Annotated in this window: 16 protein-coding genes; 5 read left to right on the top strand and 11 right to left on the bottom strand. The window is 57.9% G+C overall.

From position 1 onward, the window contains the following. Positions 1–85 precede the first annotated feature (85 nt). A complete protein-coding gene (glyA, locus tag PLU01S_RS06095; RefSeq protein ID WP_019367066.1) occupies positions 86–1,339 on the top strand; it encodes a serine hydroxymethyltransferase in 1,254 nt (417 codons plus the stop codon). A gap of 49 nt (positions 1,340–1,388) precedes the next feature. Here the strand turns inward: glyA and yjiA are convergent, their stop codons facing one another. The 3 genes from yjiA to PLU01S_RS06080 form a co-directional block, all read right to left on the bottom strand. Further along, the gene (gene yjiA / locus PLU01S_RS06090; protein ID WP_074822913.1) at positions 1,389–2,366 is read right to left on the bottom strand and encodes a GTPase; all 978 of its coding nucleotides are present in this window, start codon (positions 2,364–2,366) and stop codon (positions 1,389–1,391) included. A gap of 68 nt (positions 2,367–2,434) precedes the next feature. Continuing rightward, positions 2,435–2,638: a YbdD/YjiX family protein gene (locus PLU01S_RS06085; RefSeq protein ID WP_010797159.1), complete on the bottom strand. Its 204-nt coding sequence runs from the start codon at positions 2,636–2,638 to the stop codon at positions 2,435–2,437. A gap of 12 nt (positions 2,639–2,650) precedes the next feature. Continuing rightward, positions 2,651–4,717 carry a carbon starvation CstA family protein gene (locus PLU01S_RS06080; RefSeq protein ID WP_074822916.1) on the bottom strand — a complete coding sequence of 689 codons (2,067 nt, stop codon included), beginning with the start codon at positions 4,715–4,717 and terminating at the stop codon, positions 2,651–2,653. A gap of 308 nt (positions 4,718–5,025) precedes the next feature. Between PLU01S_RS06080 and PLU01S_RS06075 the strand changes: the two genes are divergently transcribed. Further along, entirely contained in the window at positions 5,026–5,391 is a 366-nt protein-coding gene (locus PLU01S_RS06075) for a PilZ domain-containing protein (RefSeq protein WP_010797157.1), read from the top strand. 10 nt (positions 5,392–5,401) lie between these two features. Here the strand turns inward: PLU01S_RS06075 and radA are convergent, their stop codons facing one another. The 4 genes from radA to PLU01S_RS06055 form a co-directional block, all read right to left on the bottom strand. After that, positions 5,402–6,763: a DNA repair protein RadA gene (radA, locus tag PLU01S_RS06070; protein ID WP_074822920.1), complete on the bottom strand. Its 1,362-nt coding sequence runs from the start codon at positions 6,761–6,763 to the stop codon at positions 5,402–5,404. 99 nt (positions 6,764–6,862) lie between these two features. Next, a complete protein-coding gene (locus tag PLU01S_RS06065) occupies positions 6,863–7,465 on the bottom strand; it encodes an ankyrin repeat domain-containing protein (protein WP_074822924.1) in 603 nt (200 codons plus the stop codon). 181 nt (positions 7,466–7,646) lie between these two features. Then, positions 7,647–9,188: a catalase gene (locus PLU01S_RS06060; RefSeq protein WP_010797154.1), complete on the bottom strand. Its 1,542-nt coding sequence runs from the start codon at positions 9,186–9,188 to the stop codon at positions 7,647–7,649. Positions 9,189–9,357: 169 nt separating this feature from the next. Continuing rightward, positions 9,358–9,594, bottom strand: a complete 237-nt coding sequence (locus PLU01S_RS06055) for an HP1242/YdcH family protein (RefSeq protein ID WP_010797153.1) — start codon at positions 9,592–9,594, stop codon at positions 9,358–9,360. A 203-nt stretch (positions 9,595–9,797) separates the two neighbouring features. On the opposite strand from PLU01S_RS06055, the gene mscL reads away from it, so the two are divergent. Continuing rightward, on the top strand, positions 9,798–10,244 hold the full coding sequence (gene mscL / locus PLU01S_RS06050; protein ID WP_010797152.1) for a large-conductance mechanosensitive channel protein MscL: 447 nt from the start codon (positions 9,798–9,800) through the stop codon (positions 10,242–10,244). A 44-nt stretch (positions 10,245–10,288) separates the two neighbouring features. Here the strand turns inward: mscL and PLU01S_RS06045 are convergent, their stop codons facing one another. Beyond that, positions 10,289–11,065, bottom strand: a complete 777-nt coding sequence (locus PLU01S_RS06045; RefSeq protein ID WP_074822927.1) for a ferredoxin--NADP reductase — start codon at positions 11,063–11,065, stop codon at positions 10,289–10,291. Between the two features lie 97 nt (positions 11,066–11,162). Beyond that, positions 11,163–11,924 carry a 2-dehydro-3-deoxy-D-gluconate 5-dehydrogenase KduD gene (gene kduD, locus PLU01S_RS06040; protein ID WP_074822930.1) on the bottom strand — a complete coding sequence of 254 codons (762 nt, stop codon included), beginning with the start codon at positions 11,922–11,924 and terminating at the stop codon, positions 11,163–11,165. A gap of 173 nt (positions 11,925–12,097) precedes the next feature. Between kduD and PLU01S_RS06035 the strand changes: the two genes are divergently transcribed. Together PLU01S_RS06035 and cls are read left to right on the top strand one after the other, a co-directional pair. Beyond that, positions 12,098–13,225 (top strand): methyltransferase, encoded by a 1,128-nt coding sequence (locus PLU01S_RS06035; RefSeq protein WP_074822933.1) that lies wholly within the window; start codon positions 12,098–12,100, stop codon positions 13,223–13,225. Between the two features lie 184 nt (positions 13,226–13,409). Beyond that, the gene (gene cls, locus PLU01S_RS06030) at positions 13,410–14,849 is read left to right on the top strand and encodes a cardiolipin synthase (protein ID WP_083397843.1); all 1,440 of its coding nucleotides are present in this window, start codon (positions 13,410–13,412) and stop codon (positions 14,847–14,849) included. On the opposite strand, the gene glsB is transcribed toward cls, so the two are convergent. Next, positions 14,846–15,760: a glutaminase B gene (glsB, locus tag PLU01S_RS06025; RefSeq protein WP_371106380.1), complete on the bottom strand. Its 915-nt coding sequence runs from the start codon at positions 15,758–15,760 to the stop codon at positions 14,846–14,848. The two genes, cls and glsB, sit on opposite strands and share 4 nt — an antisense overlap. 97 nt (positions 15,761–15,857) lie before the next feature. Next, complete coding sequence (locus PLU01S_RS06020; protein ID WP_074822938.1) at positions 15,858–16,325, bottom strand: nuclear transport factor 2 family protein; 468 nt, start codon at positions 16,323–16,325, stop codon at positions 15,858–15,860. Positions 16,326–16,379: the final 54 nt, after the last annotated feature.

Raw genomic sequence — 16,379 nt, 5'->3', positions numbered from 1 at the left:
GCATGACGGGTGCTCATACCCAGTCCACTATGGATTGGGATAGAATGCGTCCTCTTTTAGCCCAGCCGCTTTTCAGGGGAACCCCATGTTCAGCCGTGACTTAACCCTCGCCCGCTTCGACGCCGATCTGTATGCCGCCATGGAGCAGGAAGCCCAGCGTCAGGAAGATCACATCGAACTGATCGCTTCGGAAAACTACACCAGCCCGGCTGTCATGGAAGCCCAGGGCTCTGTCCTGACCAACAAATACGCCGAAGGCTATCCACACAAGCGCTACTACGGTGGTTGCGAATTCGTCGACAAGGTCGAGCAATTGGCAATTGACCGTGCCAAGCAGCTCTTTGGTGCCGACTACGCCAACGTTCAGCCCCACGCAGGCTCGCAGGCCAACTCTGCTGTTTACCTGGCGCTGCTGCAGCCTGGTGATACGATCCTCGGCATGAGCCTGGCCCATGGTGGTCACCTGACCCACGGCGCCAGCGTCAGCTCTTCCGGCAAGATCTATAACGCAGTTCAGTACGGTATCAATGAAAACGGCCTGATCGACTATGATGAAGTCGAGCGTCTGGCGGTTGAGCACAAGCCGAAGATGATCGTGGCCGGTTACTCGGCATACTCGCAGGTACTGGATTTCGCTCGCTTCCGTGAAATCGCGGACAAGGTGGGCGCTTACCTGTTCGTCGACATGGCTCACTTTGCCGGTCTGGTTGCCGCAGGTATCTACCCGAATCCGGTTCCGTTCGCCGATGTCGTGACCACGACGACTCACAAGACCTTGCGTGGTCCTCGTGGCGGCCTGATCCTGGCCAAAGCTAATGAAGAAATCGAGAAGAAGCTGAACTCGGCTGTCTTCCCGGGCGCTCAGGGTGGTCCGCTAATGCATGTGATCGCCGCCAAGGCCGTATGCTTCAAGGAAGCGCTGGCGCCTGAGTTCAAGCAGTACCAGCAGCAGGTCATCAAGAATGCCCAGGCCATGGCCGAGGTGTTTATCCAGCGTGGCTTCGATGTGGTTTCTGGCGGTACTCAGAACCACCTTTTCCTGCTGTCCCTGATCAAGCAGGACATCACCGGTAAGGATGCCGATGCGGCTCTGGGCCGTGCATTCATCACGGTAAACAAGAACTCCGTTCCGAACGATCCCCGCTCCCCCTTCGTGACCTCGGGCCTGCGTATCGGTACTCCGGCCGTTACCACCCGCGGCTTCAAGGAAGCTGAATGCCGTGAGCTGGCCGGCTGGATCTGCGACATCCTCGATAACATGGGCGATGAGTCCGTGATCGATGGCGTACGCGAAAAAGTCCAGGCTATCTGCGCCAAGCTGCCGGTTTACGGTCAGTAAGCTCAAGCCTTACGAAAAGCCCGGCTTATGCCGGGCTTTTTCATATGCCTCAGACTTGTGCTGCCTCGAGACCTTCGCGCAGCTCGGCCTCCGGCAATTCAATGCCAATAAAGACGATCACGCTTTCCCGCACTTCGCCCTCCTCCCACTCCCGGTCCCAGTCAGCGCCGTACAGCCGCTGAACCCCCTGAAACAAGAGCTTTCGAGGCTCTCCGGCAATGTCCAGAATACCCTTGTAACGCAGCAGATTACTGCCGTGCCGCTCAAGCACCCCTTCCATGAAGCGACTGACGCGGTCGATATCGAGCGGACGTTCGGCCTTGAGCGCCAGCGAAGTGATGTTGTCCGGCTTCTGAGTACGCACCGGCGTTAGCGGGCGGAAAAGCATCTGACGATCCAACTGATCGTTCAGATTGAACCCTCTGATATCCAACAGAACGCTCAGGTCAACCTGACCATGATCCACCACATGAACCGGCGCCCTTCGGTTGATGCGCTGCAAACGCTCGCTCAAAGCCGTGAAGGCAGCCTCATCCACCAGATCGCGCTTGCTAACCAACAGGCGATCCGCAAAGCCCACCTGGGCCTGGGCAATGGGTCTGGATAGCTGCGCCTGGGCATGAACAGCATCCACCAGCGTAATGATGCCATCCAACAGATAGCGTTCGCGCAGATCCTCATCCATGAAGAAGGTCTGAGCAACCGGGCCTGGATCGGCTAGGCCGGTACACTCGATCACCAGTCGGTCGAATTCGATCTCGCCCTGGTCGAGCTGCTCCAGCAATACCGTCAGCGCGTAGGACAGGTCTTTACTGCCGGTACAGCAGACGCAACCATTGGCTACCTTTACGATGCGTACAGCCTTATCGCCCAGCAAGGCGCCGTCAATGTCGGCCTCACTGAACTCATTTTCGATGACAGCGATCTTGAGGCCATGATCACCTTCAAGCAGGTAACGCAGCAGGGTTGTCTTGCCAGCACCGAGAAAGCCGGTCAAAACCGTTACAGGGATGGGGGTTGTAGACATATAAGCGGCCTTAAATGAAACGGGCCAAGCTAAAAGGCCTGGCCCGGTTGAATCACACCTTGACGTGCTTAGCAGCAGCGGAAGGTCTTGCCTTTGCCACCACCATAACGCGCTTCCTGCCGCTCACGAAAGAACTCTTCGTAGGTCATGACAGGCAGGTCCGGATGCTTGCCGCGCATGTGCTCGACGTAGGTGTCGTAATCCGGCATTCCGACCATGAGGCGAGCCGCCTGCCCCAGGTACTTTCCAAGATTGGCGAGGTCATTGAACATGCGCAGCTCCCATCAGACATTTGTCAGCGGTTGGAAAGGCGTTTCCTTGTCCGTACGCTGAGGCTTGGACAAGGCGGCATAACCCACCTTCACGGTATAGAACAGTACGCTGGCGACTACGATCAGGAACAGTACGGTCAGAGTCGCATTGGTATAACTGTTGATCATGATCTGCTGCATCTGCTCAACCGACTTGGCTGGCGCCAGAATCTGATCAGCCGCCAGCGCATCGCGGTATTTGTGCGCCTGAGCCAGGAAGCCAACCGCCGGGTTGCTGTCAAACAGCTTGATCAGACTGGCCGTGGTTGTGCAGATCAGCAGCCACACGGCCGGCAATGCAGTTACCCAGGCGTAACGCTGACGCTTCATCTTGATCAGCACGACCGTACCCAACATCAAGGCAACACCGGCCAGCATCTGGTTGGAGATACCGAACAGCGGCCAGAGCGTATTGATGCCGCCCAGCGGATCGACAACGCCCTGGTACAACAGATACCCCCAGAGCGCAACGCAGCCACCTGTGCCAATCATATTGGCGATCCAGGAGTCGGTACGCTTGAGTGCCGGTACGAAATTGCCCAGCAAATCCTGCAGCATGAAGCGACCCGCACGGGTTCCGGCATCAACAGCCGTCAGGATAAAAAGCGCCTCGAACAGGATCGCGAAGTGGTACCAGAAGGCCATGGTGTTTTCACCTGGCAGCACCTGATGCAGGATCTGCGCGATACCGACCGCAAGTGTTGGAGCACCGCCGGCCCGCGCCAGGATAGTGGTTTCGCCAATGTCCTGTGCGGTCTGGGTCAGGATCTCAGGTGTTACCGCAAAGCCCCAGGAGCTGATCGTGGCAGCAACGCTTGCGGCATCGGCGCCCACAATGGCCGCCGGACTGTTCATGGCAAAGTAGACGCCCGGCTCGATCACCGATGCTGCCACCATGGCCATGATCGCCACAAAGGATTCCATCAACATGGCGCCATACCCAATGTAACGGGCATCTGTCTCACGGCTGAGCAGCTTGGGCGTGGTGCCTGACGAGATCAGCGCGTGGAAACCGGAAACAGCGCCACAGGCGATGGTGATAAAGAGGAACGGGAACAGGCTACCCTTCCAGACCGGGCCGGTACCATCCACAAACTGGGTAACAGCCGGCATCTTCAGCTCAGGTGCAATGAAGAGAATACCGATAGCCAGCGCGATGATGGTGCCGATCTTGAGGAAGGTCGACAGATAATCACGGGGCGCCAACAGCAGCCAGACGGGCAGCACGGAAGCCACGAAGCCATAGCCGATCAGCATCCAGGTAATCTGTTCACCCGTAAAGGTGAGCCGCGGGCCCCATACCGGATCAGCCGCAATCACGCCACCAAACCAGATGGCGGCCAGAAGCAATACCAGGCCGACCACAGAAATCTCACCGATATGGCCCGGGCGGATATAACGCATGTAAACGCCCATGAATACCGCGATGGGCAGCGTTGCCAGAACGGTAAACATCCCCCATGGGCTGTGGGCCAGAGCTTTCACCACAATCAGGGCCAGCACCGCCAGGATAATGATCATGATCAGGAAGCAGCCAAACAAGGCAATGGTTCCCGGTATCTGCCCCATCTCCTCGCGGACCATCTCGCCCAGCGAGCGGCCGTTACGGCGGGTGGAGATGAACAACACCATGAAGTCCTGGACCGCACCGGCAAAGACCACGCCGGCAATCAGCCAGAGTGTGCCGGGTAGGTAGCCCATTTGCGCGGCAAGTACCGGGCCGACCAGCGGGCCTGCGCCTGCAATGGCAGCGAAATGGTGACCGAACAGGATGTGCTTGTTGGTCGGTACGTAGTCCAGACCATCGTTATTGAGAACAGCCGGTGTTGCCCGGTTCGGGTCCAGCTGCATGACTTTGGTAGCGATGAACAGGCTGTAATAGCGATAGGCAACGAGATAGAGCGCGACGGCTGCAACGACGATCCATAACGCATTGATCGTCTCTCCACGGCGCAAGGCCACCACTCCCAAGGCGCAAGCCCCTACAGCCGCGACCACGGCCCAGGGCACGTGGCGGAATACACTCTTGTTATTATTCATAAAGGCTCCATGACAAACGGACAAAGAAGCTGCCGCTCAAGCTTAGTTCAAGCTGGCAATTCCGCCATCAGACCTTGGTCTAGAGCGTTTGGTTTGTAGTGGCCATTTGAATATTCATACCGCAGAAGGCAGATGCCGAATAGTCATGCCGACACCCGGTTGCATCAGCAGACCAAGCCCGGACCTTTTGTCGAACAACCTGCCGTTCGTTGACTAAGCTGTAACGCTAAGCGGCAATACTTTAGACGCCGCGCCTTGGGCCGATAGAATGAGGTGAAGTCACCTCTATCGCATTCAGGAGTAGCGACATGACTGATTCAACCGAACGTCGGCGTTTCAAGCGCTTCGCGTTTGACGCCACGGCGCGGATTCAACAGGGCGAACAGCACTGGACAGCGCTGGTCAACGACATTTCCCTGAAGGGATTACTGACACAAAAGCCTGACGACTGGAGCGGCCGTCAGGAGGTGCCCTTCCAGATCGTCATTACACTGGACGCGGAAACACAGGTCGAGATGAGCGCCGAACTGGTACGGCTAGAAGCCGAACAGCTGGGCTTTGCCTGCCAGCAGATCGATCTCGACTCCATCAGCCACCTGCGCCGTCTGGTCGAACTCAACCTGGGCGACCAGTCCCTGCTTGAGCGCGAACTGGCGGCCCTTGGCAAGGACTGACCCAGGCGGCTTACTCGAATAAGGCATCCAGCGCCTGGTCAAGACGGGTCACTGCGACCACTTCAAGACCAGCGGGTGCCTCCTTGGGCGCATTGCCTTTAGGCACAATAGCGCGCTTGAAGCCATGCTTGGCGGCTTCCTTCAAGCGCTCCTGCCCACTGGGCACAGGACGAATCTCACCCGAAAGACCGATCTCGCCAAAGACCAGCAGGTCGTGGGGCAAGGGGCGGTCACGTAGGCTGGAGATAACCGCTGCCATCAAGGCCAGGTCCACAGCTGTTTCCAACACCTTCACACCGCCAACGACGTTTATAAACACGTCCTGGTCATAGGTGGGAATGCCGCCATGGCGGTGCAGTACGGCCAACAGCATGGCCAGACGGTTCTGATCGAGACCGACCGTCACCCGACGCGGGTTGGCCAAGTGACTGGTATCGACCAGCGCCTGCACCTCAACCAGCATCGGTCGGGAGCCTTCCCAGGTAGCCATGACCACACTGCCTGGCACGGCCTCTTGTGCACGGGTCAGAAAAATGGCCGACGGGTTGGATACTTCCTTCAGGCCTTTATCGGTCATTCCGAAAACACCCAGCTCATTTACAGCACCGAAGCGGTTTTTCACTGCCCGAAGCAAACGCAGACGGCCATCCGATTCGCCCTCGAAATACAGAACAGTGTCCACCATGTGCTCAAGCACGCGCGGACCCGCCAGGGCACCTTCCTTCGTCACATGTCCGACCAAAAACACAGCCGTTCCGGTCTGTTTGGCAAAACGCACCAGAAGTGCCGCGCTTTCACGCACCTGGGCAACGCCACCCGGTGCGGATTGAAGATGCTCAGTAAAAATGGTCTGGATGGAGTCCACTACCATGACCCGCGGCTTTTCCTGACGTGCCGTGGCGATGATGCTCTCGATGCTCGTCTCGGTCATGACCTTGAGTTTGTCTTCCGGCAGCCCAAGGCGCCGGGCCCGCATGGCCACCTGTTGCTGGGACTCTTCGCCTGTCACATAAAGTGCTGGCATACGCTCGGCAATGCGGCAAAGCGTCTGTAGCAAAATGGTGGATTTACCAATGCCTGGATCACCGCCGATCAGCACAACCGACCCATCGACCAAGCCACCACCCAATACGCGGTCCAGCTCTGTGGAGTCTGTAGTGAAGCGTGGAGTTTCCTCAACGCTGACCTCGGCCAATGTCTTGAGCACGGCCTGCTGGCCCGCCCAGCCGCCACGGCCAGAGGCACCGGCTGCCGACTCGACAACCGTTTCGACAAGCGTATTCCAGGCGCCGCACTCGCCACACTGCCCTGCCCATTTGGGAAACGTTGCGCCGCACTCTGTGCAGCCGTACATGCGCTTGGCTTTGGCCATTCCAGGCTCCTGAAAACAAAGCCTGATTATACACCACTGTATGAATTTACAGTTAACTTGATTCGCGTTTCCAGTCCAAGATCTGTTGCAGCGCTAGGGTCAACGGGTCGGGGGCTGGCTGAATTCACCGCGCTTGAGCTTTTCGACATCGTTGCCCATCGCATCCCTGGCATTAAGGTCTGCGCCCTTGGCCGCCAGATCGTCCAGCACACTCTTGCGTTGAAAAAGCGCAGCGTACATGGCGGCCGTCTGGCCGGCATTGTTACGCTGGTCAGGGTTGCACGTGGCCTGAACCAGGCGGTGGGCAATGGTAATCTCCCCTTTGAAGATGGCGCCCATCAATGCAGTATTGCCTCGGTTGTCCTGTATGCAGGGGTCTGCACCTGCAGCCAGCAGCTGCTCGACGGCTTCCTTGTGGCCATGGTAGGCCGCCAGGATCAAGGCGGTGTAGCCTTTTTCATCCTGGGTATTGAGGTCATAATGAGCCTTGATGAACTCTTCCAGCATCTCCTGACGGCCATCACGGGCCGCATCGAAGAAATAGCTTTTGAGCTGTGCCTTTACCGCATCGGGTGAGGGCTGACCAGGTGTTTTCGCCTCGACTGCAGCCGGCTCGGCTACTGATGCCTCAGGTGGCGGATCAGCCAATACCAATGTGCTGGTGAGGGAAAGCATCGTAATGCCAAGAAAAAATAAGCGCATAGCGTGTTCTCTCGCGGTCAGGGCTGCCCGTGCGCGAGCGGCATTGGGCATGATCTGGCTTGTGCACTGTCTATGGTTACCCGGCTGGCATGAACACTCGCCAGGCAATTTGTCGGGCTTGCCTATCCAGGCAGGCAAGCCGACAAGGGAGCACGGGCAGGACTAGCCTGCCCGGAGGACATCAGTCCTTGAGGGTCGCGGCCACTTCCTTGACGCGCTTGAGGTCGCCTTTGGCCACCTTGGTCAAGCCTTCGCCATATTCCGCGTCAGCCTTGTAGAAGTACGCCAGCATCATGTTTTTGCTTTCGTCATCCACAACACGCAGATCACCGCCCAGGCTTTCGATCAGGTCCTGACGCTCCTTCTTGCTGTAGGAGCGATACAGATCACCCGCCTGCTTGAAGTTCTGCTCGCGCTGGATCTTGGCCTGCTGGGTCGTACCGGACAGCGGCAGCTGGCTGTAACGTGCGGAAGTGTCTTCCTCACGCGGCTGCAGGCGGCTCGGCTGGTAGTTCACGGAGGTCGCCGTGTGGCCGATGTTCATCGCTCCGTCCTGGTTGCCGTTGTTCACCTCTACGTGAGGCTTGTTGATCGGCAGCTGCAGACCATTGGTGCCCACGCGATAGAGCTGCGTATCGGCGTAGGAGAACACACGACCCTGAAGCAGACGATCCTCGGAGGGCTCAATGCCAGGCACAACGTTGGCAGGCGCCATGGCAACCTGCTCGGTTTCCTGGAAGAAGTTGTCCGGGTTCTTGTTCAGGACCATCTGGCCGATCTTGCGCTCGGGCACGCCCGGCCAGATCTTGGTGGCATCCAGCGGGTCAAAGTCGAACTTGGGCAGATCTTCCGGGTTGAGCACCTGAACATACAGGTCCCACTTCGGGTAGTCGCCCTTGTCGATGGCGTTGGCCAGATCGCGGGTCAGATGGCTGTAGTCCTTGCTCTGAACTTCGGCCACTTCCTTCGGATCCAGGTTCTTCTTGCCGGACTGCAAGCTCTTCCAATGGAACTTCACATAGTGAACTTCACCCTTGGCATTGACGAACTTGTAGGCATGTACGCCATTGCCATCCATGGTGCGGTAGCTGGCCGGTGTACCTTCATTGGAGTACAGCTCGGTCAGGGTACGGGTCGCTTCCGGAATGTGAGAGAAGAAGTCGAACGTACGACGCGGGTCATCCAGGTTGGTACGTGGGTCAGGCTTGAACGCATGAACCATGTCCGGGAACTTGATGGCGTCACGGATGAAGAATGTTGGGAAGTTGTTGCCTACCAGATCCCAGTTGCCGTCAGCAGTATAGAACTTGGTGGCAAAGCCGCGCGGGTCGCGCAGGGTTTCCGGTGAGTGATTACCATGGATCACCGCAGAGAAACGTACGAAGACCGGCGTTTTCTCGCCTGGGCGGAAAACCTTGGCCTTGGTCAGGTCAGAAACGTCGGCCGAGGCGACGAACTCTCCGTGGGCACCCGCGCCACGCGCGTGAACGACACGCTCTGGAATACGCTCACGGTCAAAGCGCTGAAGCTTTTGTACCAGTTGCACGTCCTGCAGGAGTGTCGGGCCTGTGGCTCCAGCGGTCTGGGAGTTCTGGTTGTCTCCGACTGGCGCACCGTTGTCACGCGTCAGGGTACCTGCATAGGCCGCCGAAGCGACTGTGGCAGACAGGATGCCCGCTGCAAGCAGATTCAGGGCATATCCGGAAAAGGTCCGAATGGACATTGTTGGGTTCCTCTCTTTTTTAAGTGCTCTGTTCCAAGCATGTAAAGAGTAAGGAACCCGGACCGCTTCGCTAAATTGAATACCTTTTGTTCCGCTATTAGCAGAATCAATACCCAAGCCAAGCGTTTTAAGTTATGGCCGCTACGCAGGGGCAGCGGCCTAGAGCTGATCAGCTACCTTGCAGCTCGCGTGCGATCTTGTCCTTGATCACGACGCGTTCTCGTCGGCATCGATTCAACTCCTCATCACCACTGTTCTCGACCATCCCTTCGATTTCCAGGATCTCCTGATCCAGCGCATCGTATTGCTCGATCAGCTTGGCAAATTCTGGATTGTTCTGGCGCAGCTCTTCAAACTTCTGAACCTTGTCTGGAAAATCCTTGTGCAAGTTGTGCTCGGCAACCATGTGTGACCTCCTGAGGCAGGTTGAATATCTTGAGCCTTTCAGCCCATCCATATGGTGGACCGCAGCCGTTCGGCAAAGTGCAGCAACGAGAGGCAGCACACTTTTTCAGGAAGCATTTCGAAACAACGAGACGTTTTTGCGGTTCAAAGTGCCCGAGACGTTAGTGATGGCGTCACTACCATTCCACCGCAAAAGGAGTGCTTATGAGCTTTTTCAGCGAATTCAAATCGTTCGCCATGAGGGGCAACGTCGTCGATCTGGCTGTTGGTATCATCATTGGCGGCGCTTTCGGCAAGATCGTGTCGTCATTCGTTGCCGATGTGATCACCCCGCCTCTCGGGATTCTTTTGGGTGGCGTGGACTTTTCGCACCTCGCCATTACGCTGCAGGCTGCCCAAGGCGATAAACCGGCAGTGCTGCTATCTTACGGCAAGTTCCTGCAATCGATCTTCGACTTCATCATCATTGCATTCGCCATTTTCAGCGCCATCAAGGTTCTGAATCGACTGCGCCTGCATGAGGAAAAGAAGGCAGCGGCCGGCCCTACCAAGGATCAAGTACTGCTGACTGAAATTCGCGACCTGCTCAAGGAACAAAGCCAGAAGCCTGAGGCCACCGTCACCCGTAATGACCCTCCGACCTCTTCGTGACTGTTTGCTACAAATAGGGCCCTTGCGGGCCCCATCCGCATCTTTTACCAGTAATTTTCTACCGCGATCTGTCCAGGCCGGCGCGTCAGGGCCAGCTGGAAATCACGTGCCTTGAGCACGGCTCGCGTGTCATCCACCATTTCAGGATTACCACAGATCAGGATGCGGGAGTGCTCTGTTGAAAGCTCAAGCCCTGCGGCCTTCTCCAGCTCACCGTTTTCGATCAGGGTCGTGATTCGCCCCCTCAGCGCGCCGGGATGATCCTCACGGGTTACAACAGGAATATAGATCAGCTTCTGTGCAACCCCTTCCAGGTACTCCAACTCCGCCAGCCCCTTAATCATTTCCTGATAGGCCAGGTCCTTTGCTTCCCGGACGCTATACACCAGCACGATACGCTCATACCGCTGCCAGACATCCGGCTCCTGAAGCATGGACAGAAACGGTGCCAATCCCGTACCGGTGGATAACAGCCATAAATCGCGTCCGCCGGTAAAGCGCTCCAGGGTGAGATACCCATAGGGCTGCTTTTCCACCAGCAACGTATCACCGAGCTTGAGGCGACTCAGCTCGCTGGTAAAGGCTCCGCCAGGCACGACAATGGAAAAGAATTCCAGAAATTCGTCATGAGGCGCGGAGACCATTGAATAGGCACGCCAGACGATTTCGCCGTCTGCCTTTTCGACACCCAGGCGGGCAAACTGGCCGGCACTGAAGCGAAAGCGCGGATCACGCGTCGTACGCAGGCTGAACAGGTTATCGGCCCAGGGCCACACCTCCGTAATGGTCTGCCGGGTGTATTTCTCGTCACTGGCGGTCATGCTGGGCTACCTCGTTTTCCGGGCCGATATCAGGCCGTCATGAAAACAAGCCCGGCACTGGTTTTCAACGGACAAACTGTAGGTGTAACCGGCCGGACTAACGCGCCAGCCAACCACCGTCCACGGCCAGAGTATGACCGTGGACATAATCCGAGGCAGACGACGCCAGAAACACCACAGGCCCTGCCAGGTCGATTGGCTCGCCCCAGCGACCTGCCGGAATGCGTCCCAGGATTTCTGCGTTGCGCTGCTCATCGGCACGCAAGGCTGCCGTGTTGTTCGTTGCCATATAGCCGGGCGCAATGCCATTGACGTTGATACCGTGCTTGGCCCACTCGTTGGCCAGCGCCTTGGTCAGCCCCATCAAGCCACTCTTGGAGGCTGTGTAGGATGGGACACGGATGCCGCCCTGGAAAGACAGCATCGAAGCGATATTGATGATTTTGCCGCCGTCCTGCTGCGCTATGAATTGACGCGCCACGGCTTGAGAAAGAAAGAACACCGTCTTGAGGTTGACGCCCATGACATCATCCCAATCTTTTTCGGTGAAATTCAGTGCATCCTCACGCCGGATCGTTCCGGCATTGTTGACCAGGATATCGATACGACCAAAAGCCTGTAGCGCCTCATCCACAATAAAGGGCACCGCATCCGTGGCGCTGAGATCTGCCCGAATGCTCACGAATCGTCGGCCCTTGGCCTCTACCTCACCCTGGGTGTCATGGGGTTCGCGCCGGCTGACCCCAACAATATCGCAACCGGCACTGGCCAGAGCTACACACATGCTCCTTCCCAATCCGGCATCACACCCGGTGATGATCGCGACCTTGCCTGACAAATCGAATGGGTTAGCCACCATGATGCCTCCTGAGGGGTGGTAAACGCGGGCTGACCTGTCATCCTGAGCCCGCAAAACGTCTGTTCGACCCGCCAGACGCCCGGCGCGTTCAGCCGGCATCCAGAGAAAAGAGCAGCATAAGCAATGCCGCTCCCCTACACTGACGCCTTTGTCGTCAGCTCCGATCTTCTGCCATGGTTCTACTGTCCACACCCTTTGCCCAGCTTGACCTGCACCGCCAGCCACCCCGCCGGGACGATCCGTTACAGGCTTTCGATGCGGCGGATGAATACCTGCTTAATCATCTGGCCGAACAGGGCCTGCCAGACAACGCCCGAATTCTGGTGTTAAACGATAGCTTCGGCGCCCTGGCAGCAAGCCTGGCTGATCAGGGTCACGTTGTTTCCAGTGGAGATTCCCACCTTGCAGCCCTCGCGCTTAACGATAACCTGCAGCGCAACGGACGTGATGGTCGGGTGCTATTCGTGCCATCCAGCGAGCCGGTTAAAGGCCCCTTTGACCTGGTGCTGATCCGTATTCCAAAAACCCTGGCCTTGCTGGAGGAGCAGCTGATTCGCCTGCATGATCAGCTGGCACCGGGTGCGCGAGTCATCGCAGCAGCCATGATCAAGCATCTGCCGCGTGCGGCAGGAGATCTGCTGGAGCGTCATATCGGCAGTGTCCAGGCATCGCTGGCAGTCAAGAAGGCGCGCCTGCTGTTTGCCACACCCGAACCCAGGGAGCGGATAGCCTCACCCTACCCGACCCGCTACCGACTGGACGACCCAGCGCTGACACTGATCAATCACGCCAACGTGTTCTGCCGAGAAGGGCTCGATATCGGGACACGCGCCTTTCTTCCACATCTGCCTACTGACTTGGGCAATGCACGCGTGGCCGACTTGGGCTGCGGCAATGGCGTATTGGCCATCACCAGTGCACTGACCAATCCCCAAGCGCAGTACACGCTGGTAGATGAGTCCTATATGGCGATCCAGTCGGCACATGAAAACTGGCGTGCCGCCCTGGGTGATCGTCCCGTCACGTTGCGCGCCGATGATGGGCTGGCCAGCCAACCGGCTCGCTCGTTGGATGTAGTCCTGTGTAACCCACCGTTTCACCAGCAACAGGTGGTGGGGGACTTTCTGGCCTGGCGGATGTTTCAACAGGCGCGTGCTGCTCTCGACCGCCAGGGTGAACTCTGGATCGTCGGCAATCGCCACCTCGGTTATCACCTCAAGCTCAAGCGGCTGTTCAAGCGCGTCGAACAGGTTGCTGCCACCCCGAAATTCGTGGTGCTGCGTGCGGTCGAAGCTAACTGAGCGTGATGCTATGCCCTATGCCAGACCTTATTCAAGCAGGCTGGCATAGCGGGTAACGTGCCTCAGAGCAGTATCCAGACTGGATGATTCCGCCTAGGCTGGGTCGCCACCGTTTTAAGATAGGCGCTAGGTGATGCCTTTTGCCTACTGACAGGACGAACATACGCACCGGATGGGATCTTACGTGCCAGGGTTACCTTTCGATCTTCACATCTTTGCCATTTTGATAGAGGTCTGCGGCGTTTTGGCGGCTATCCATGCCGTCATCACCGTTCGTACGGCTCAGGGCGCCATGGCTTGGGCCATTGCATTGGTTTTTATGCCGTTTCTGAGCCTGTTGCCTTATCTGGTTTTTGGTCGGCGTCGTTTCGATGGTTATGTAAAGGCGCGCCGACAGGCCGATGAAGAGATGGCCCGCGTTGCTGCCGAGCTGAACTGGCGTCCGTGGATTGCTGAGGCCCTGGCTGCTCAGCAATGCAGCGCGGCAAACCGCAAGCTCAAAGCCATGACGGCGCTGACCCGCACCCCCTGTGTAGCCAGCAACAAGGTGCGTCTTCTCGTCAACGGATCGGAAACCTTCAGCGCCATTCTGGGCGCTATTCGGGAAGCCCGGCAGGTCGTGCTGGTGCAGTTTTTCATCATTCATGACGACGCTCTTGGCCGGGCACTGCAAAACACGCTGATCGAGCGGGCCAGGGAGGGTGTCGAGGTGTTTCTCCTTTACGATGCCATTGGCAGCCATGCCCTGCCGCGGAGCTACGTGTCAAAGCTTCGTGAGGCAGGCGTGCAGGTCAAGGCATTCAGCAACCGCCGAGGACTGATCAACCGCTTTCAGGTCAACTTCCGCAATCACCGCAAGATCGTTGTGGTGGATGGTGAAGTAGGATTTGTCGGCGGACACAACGTGGGTGAGGAATACCTGGGGCACAAGCCACCGTTGGCTCCCTGGCGCGACACCCATATCGAAATTCGTGGGCCCGCTCTGGCGACCCTGCAGGAAACCTTTGCCCAGGACTGGTTCTGGGTGACCAAAAAGCTTCCAACCCTGGTGCTGCCTGAACGTTATGAGGATGGCGGCATGCTGTGCCAGGTGGTTGCCAGCGGTCCGGCGGACGATCAGGAGACCTGCTCGCTGTTTTTTGTTGAGGCGATTCACTCGGCGCAGCGGCGAATCTGGATCACAACGCCCTACTTCATCCCTGATGAGGCCGTCTCAGCCGCACTGCATCTGGCCGCTCTACGCGGCGTCGATGTGCGCATCCTTCTGCCGTCACGCCCGGATCACAAGGTCGTGTACGCCGCATCCTACCTGTATGCCTTCAAGGCGGTGGATGCGGGCATTCGAGTCTTCAGCTATCAACCAGGCTTTCTGCATCAGAAGGTGGTGCTGATCGATGAAGAGGTTTCCGCCATCGGTAGCGCCAATTTGGATAATCGCTCGTTCCGGCTGAATTTCGAGATCATGGTCATGACCGTGGATACTGACTTCGCCTGGGAAGTGCGCTCGATGTTGGAAGTCGACTTCTCCAAGTCGGTCGAGCTGACGCCCAAGGACAATGCCAATGTTCGGCGCCTGCACAAGGCAGCCATGCGGGTAGCCCGACTGTTCTCGCCGGTCCTTTAGCCCAGTGGAGCGACACCCAGGCCATCCACGAGTCGCTCCAGGGCACGCAGACCGGCAACGGAATTGCCGTAGCTGTCCAGGCGGGGCGACCAGACGCAAATGCTCATGCGGCCGGGAACGATGGCCACAATACCGCCACCCACTCCGCTCTTGCCGGGCAGCCCGACGCGCCAGGCAAAATCCCCCGCGGCGTCATACAGGCCGCACGTCAACAGTAATGCGTTGAGCTGCCGCGTCTGCTGAGGCGACAATACCTCGCTCCCATCGTGGGGATTGATGCCCCGGTGAGCCAGAAAGGCGAACGCGCGGGCTACATCCACACAGCTCATGGACAGCGCACAGCCATGGAAATAGGTTTCCAGCACCTCATCTACTTCGCCATGCAGGTTTCCATAAGCCTTCATGAGGTAGGCCAGTGCAGCGTTACGCGCCTTGTGATCCATCTCTGAACGCGCCACCCGCGTATCGAAGTTGATGGTCGGATTGGCACTTAACCGCCGCGCCTGTTCGCGCATCAGGTATTGGATGGACATGATGCGCGACACCAGGATATCAGTTACCAGCAACGCACCGGCATTGATGAAGGGATTGCGCGGGACGCCCCGCTCCACTTCCAGCTGTACGATGGAGTTGAACGCCTGACCGGAGGGCTCCCGGCCTACACGCGTCCAGATGTCCTCTTCCGGCAGCCGCTGCATGGCAATGACCAGGTTGAGCACCTTGGAAATGGACTGGATGGAAAACGGTGTATCCCCTGCCCCCGCCTGGAAGACTCGACCCTCTACATCGCATAGAGCAATCCCGAATTGATCGGGTTCTACCTGGGCCAGTGCCGGGATATAGTCAGCAACCTTGCCTTCGCCCATGTCTTGCCGTGCCTCCTGGGCAACACGATCAAGCAGGGTTTGCAGGACTTCAGGGGAGCATGTTTCGGGCATGGGCGGCTTCGCTGCTTACAAAAGGGTGCCAGTGTAAGAAAGCGCAGCCGCAACGCCTAGTGATTCGTCGTTATAGTCCCAGCTCGCTCAGCCCGGGATGATCATCCGGTCGACGTCCCTGCGGCCAGCGGAACAGGCGCTCGGCCTCGGTGATCGGCAGATCGTTGATGCTGGCATGCCGCTCCACCATGAGCCCCTGCTCATTGAACGCCCAGTTCTCATTGCCATAGGCGCGAAACCAGTTGCCGGAATCGTCATGCCACTCATAGGCGAAGCGTACGGCGATCCGGTTGCCATCATGGGCCCATAGCTCCTTGATCAGCCGGTAGTCGAGCTCGCGTTGCCACTTGCGCGTAAGAAAACCTACGATGGCTTCGCGTCCCTTGATGAACTCGGCCCGGTTACGCCAGATGCTGTCGTTACTATAGGCCAGTGCAACCTTGTGGGGATCGCGGCCATTCCAGCCATCTTCCGCTGCTCGGACCTTTTGGCGTGCAGTTTCCTGCGTAAAGGGTGGCAATGGGGGTCTGCTTTCCATGGGCGTGTCTCCAAGACGGTAAGACAGATAGCGTAGATGAAAGCCTACCGTGCA

Source organism: Pseudomonas luteola NBRC 103146 (genome assembly GCF_002091675.1).
Taxonomy (GTDB): Bacteria; Pseudomonadota; Gammaproteobacteria; order Pseudomonadales; family Pseudomonadaceae; genus Chryseomonas; species Chryseomonas luteola.
This window is presented reverse-complemented; position numbering and strand designations above follow the sequence as displayed.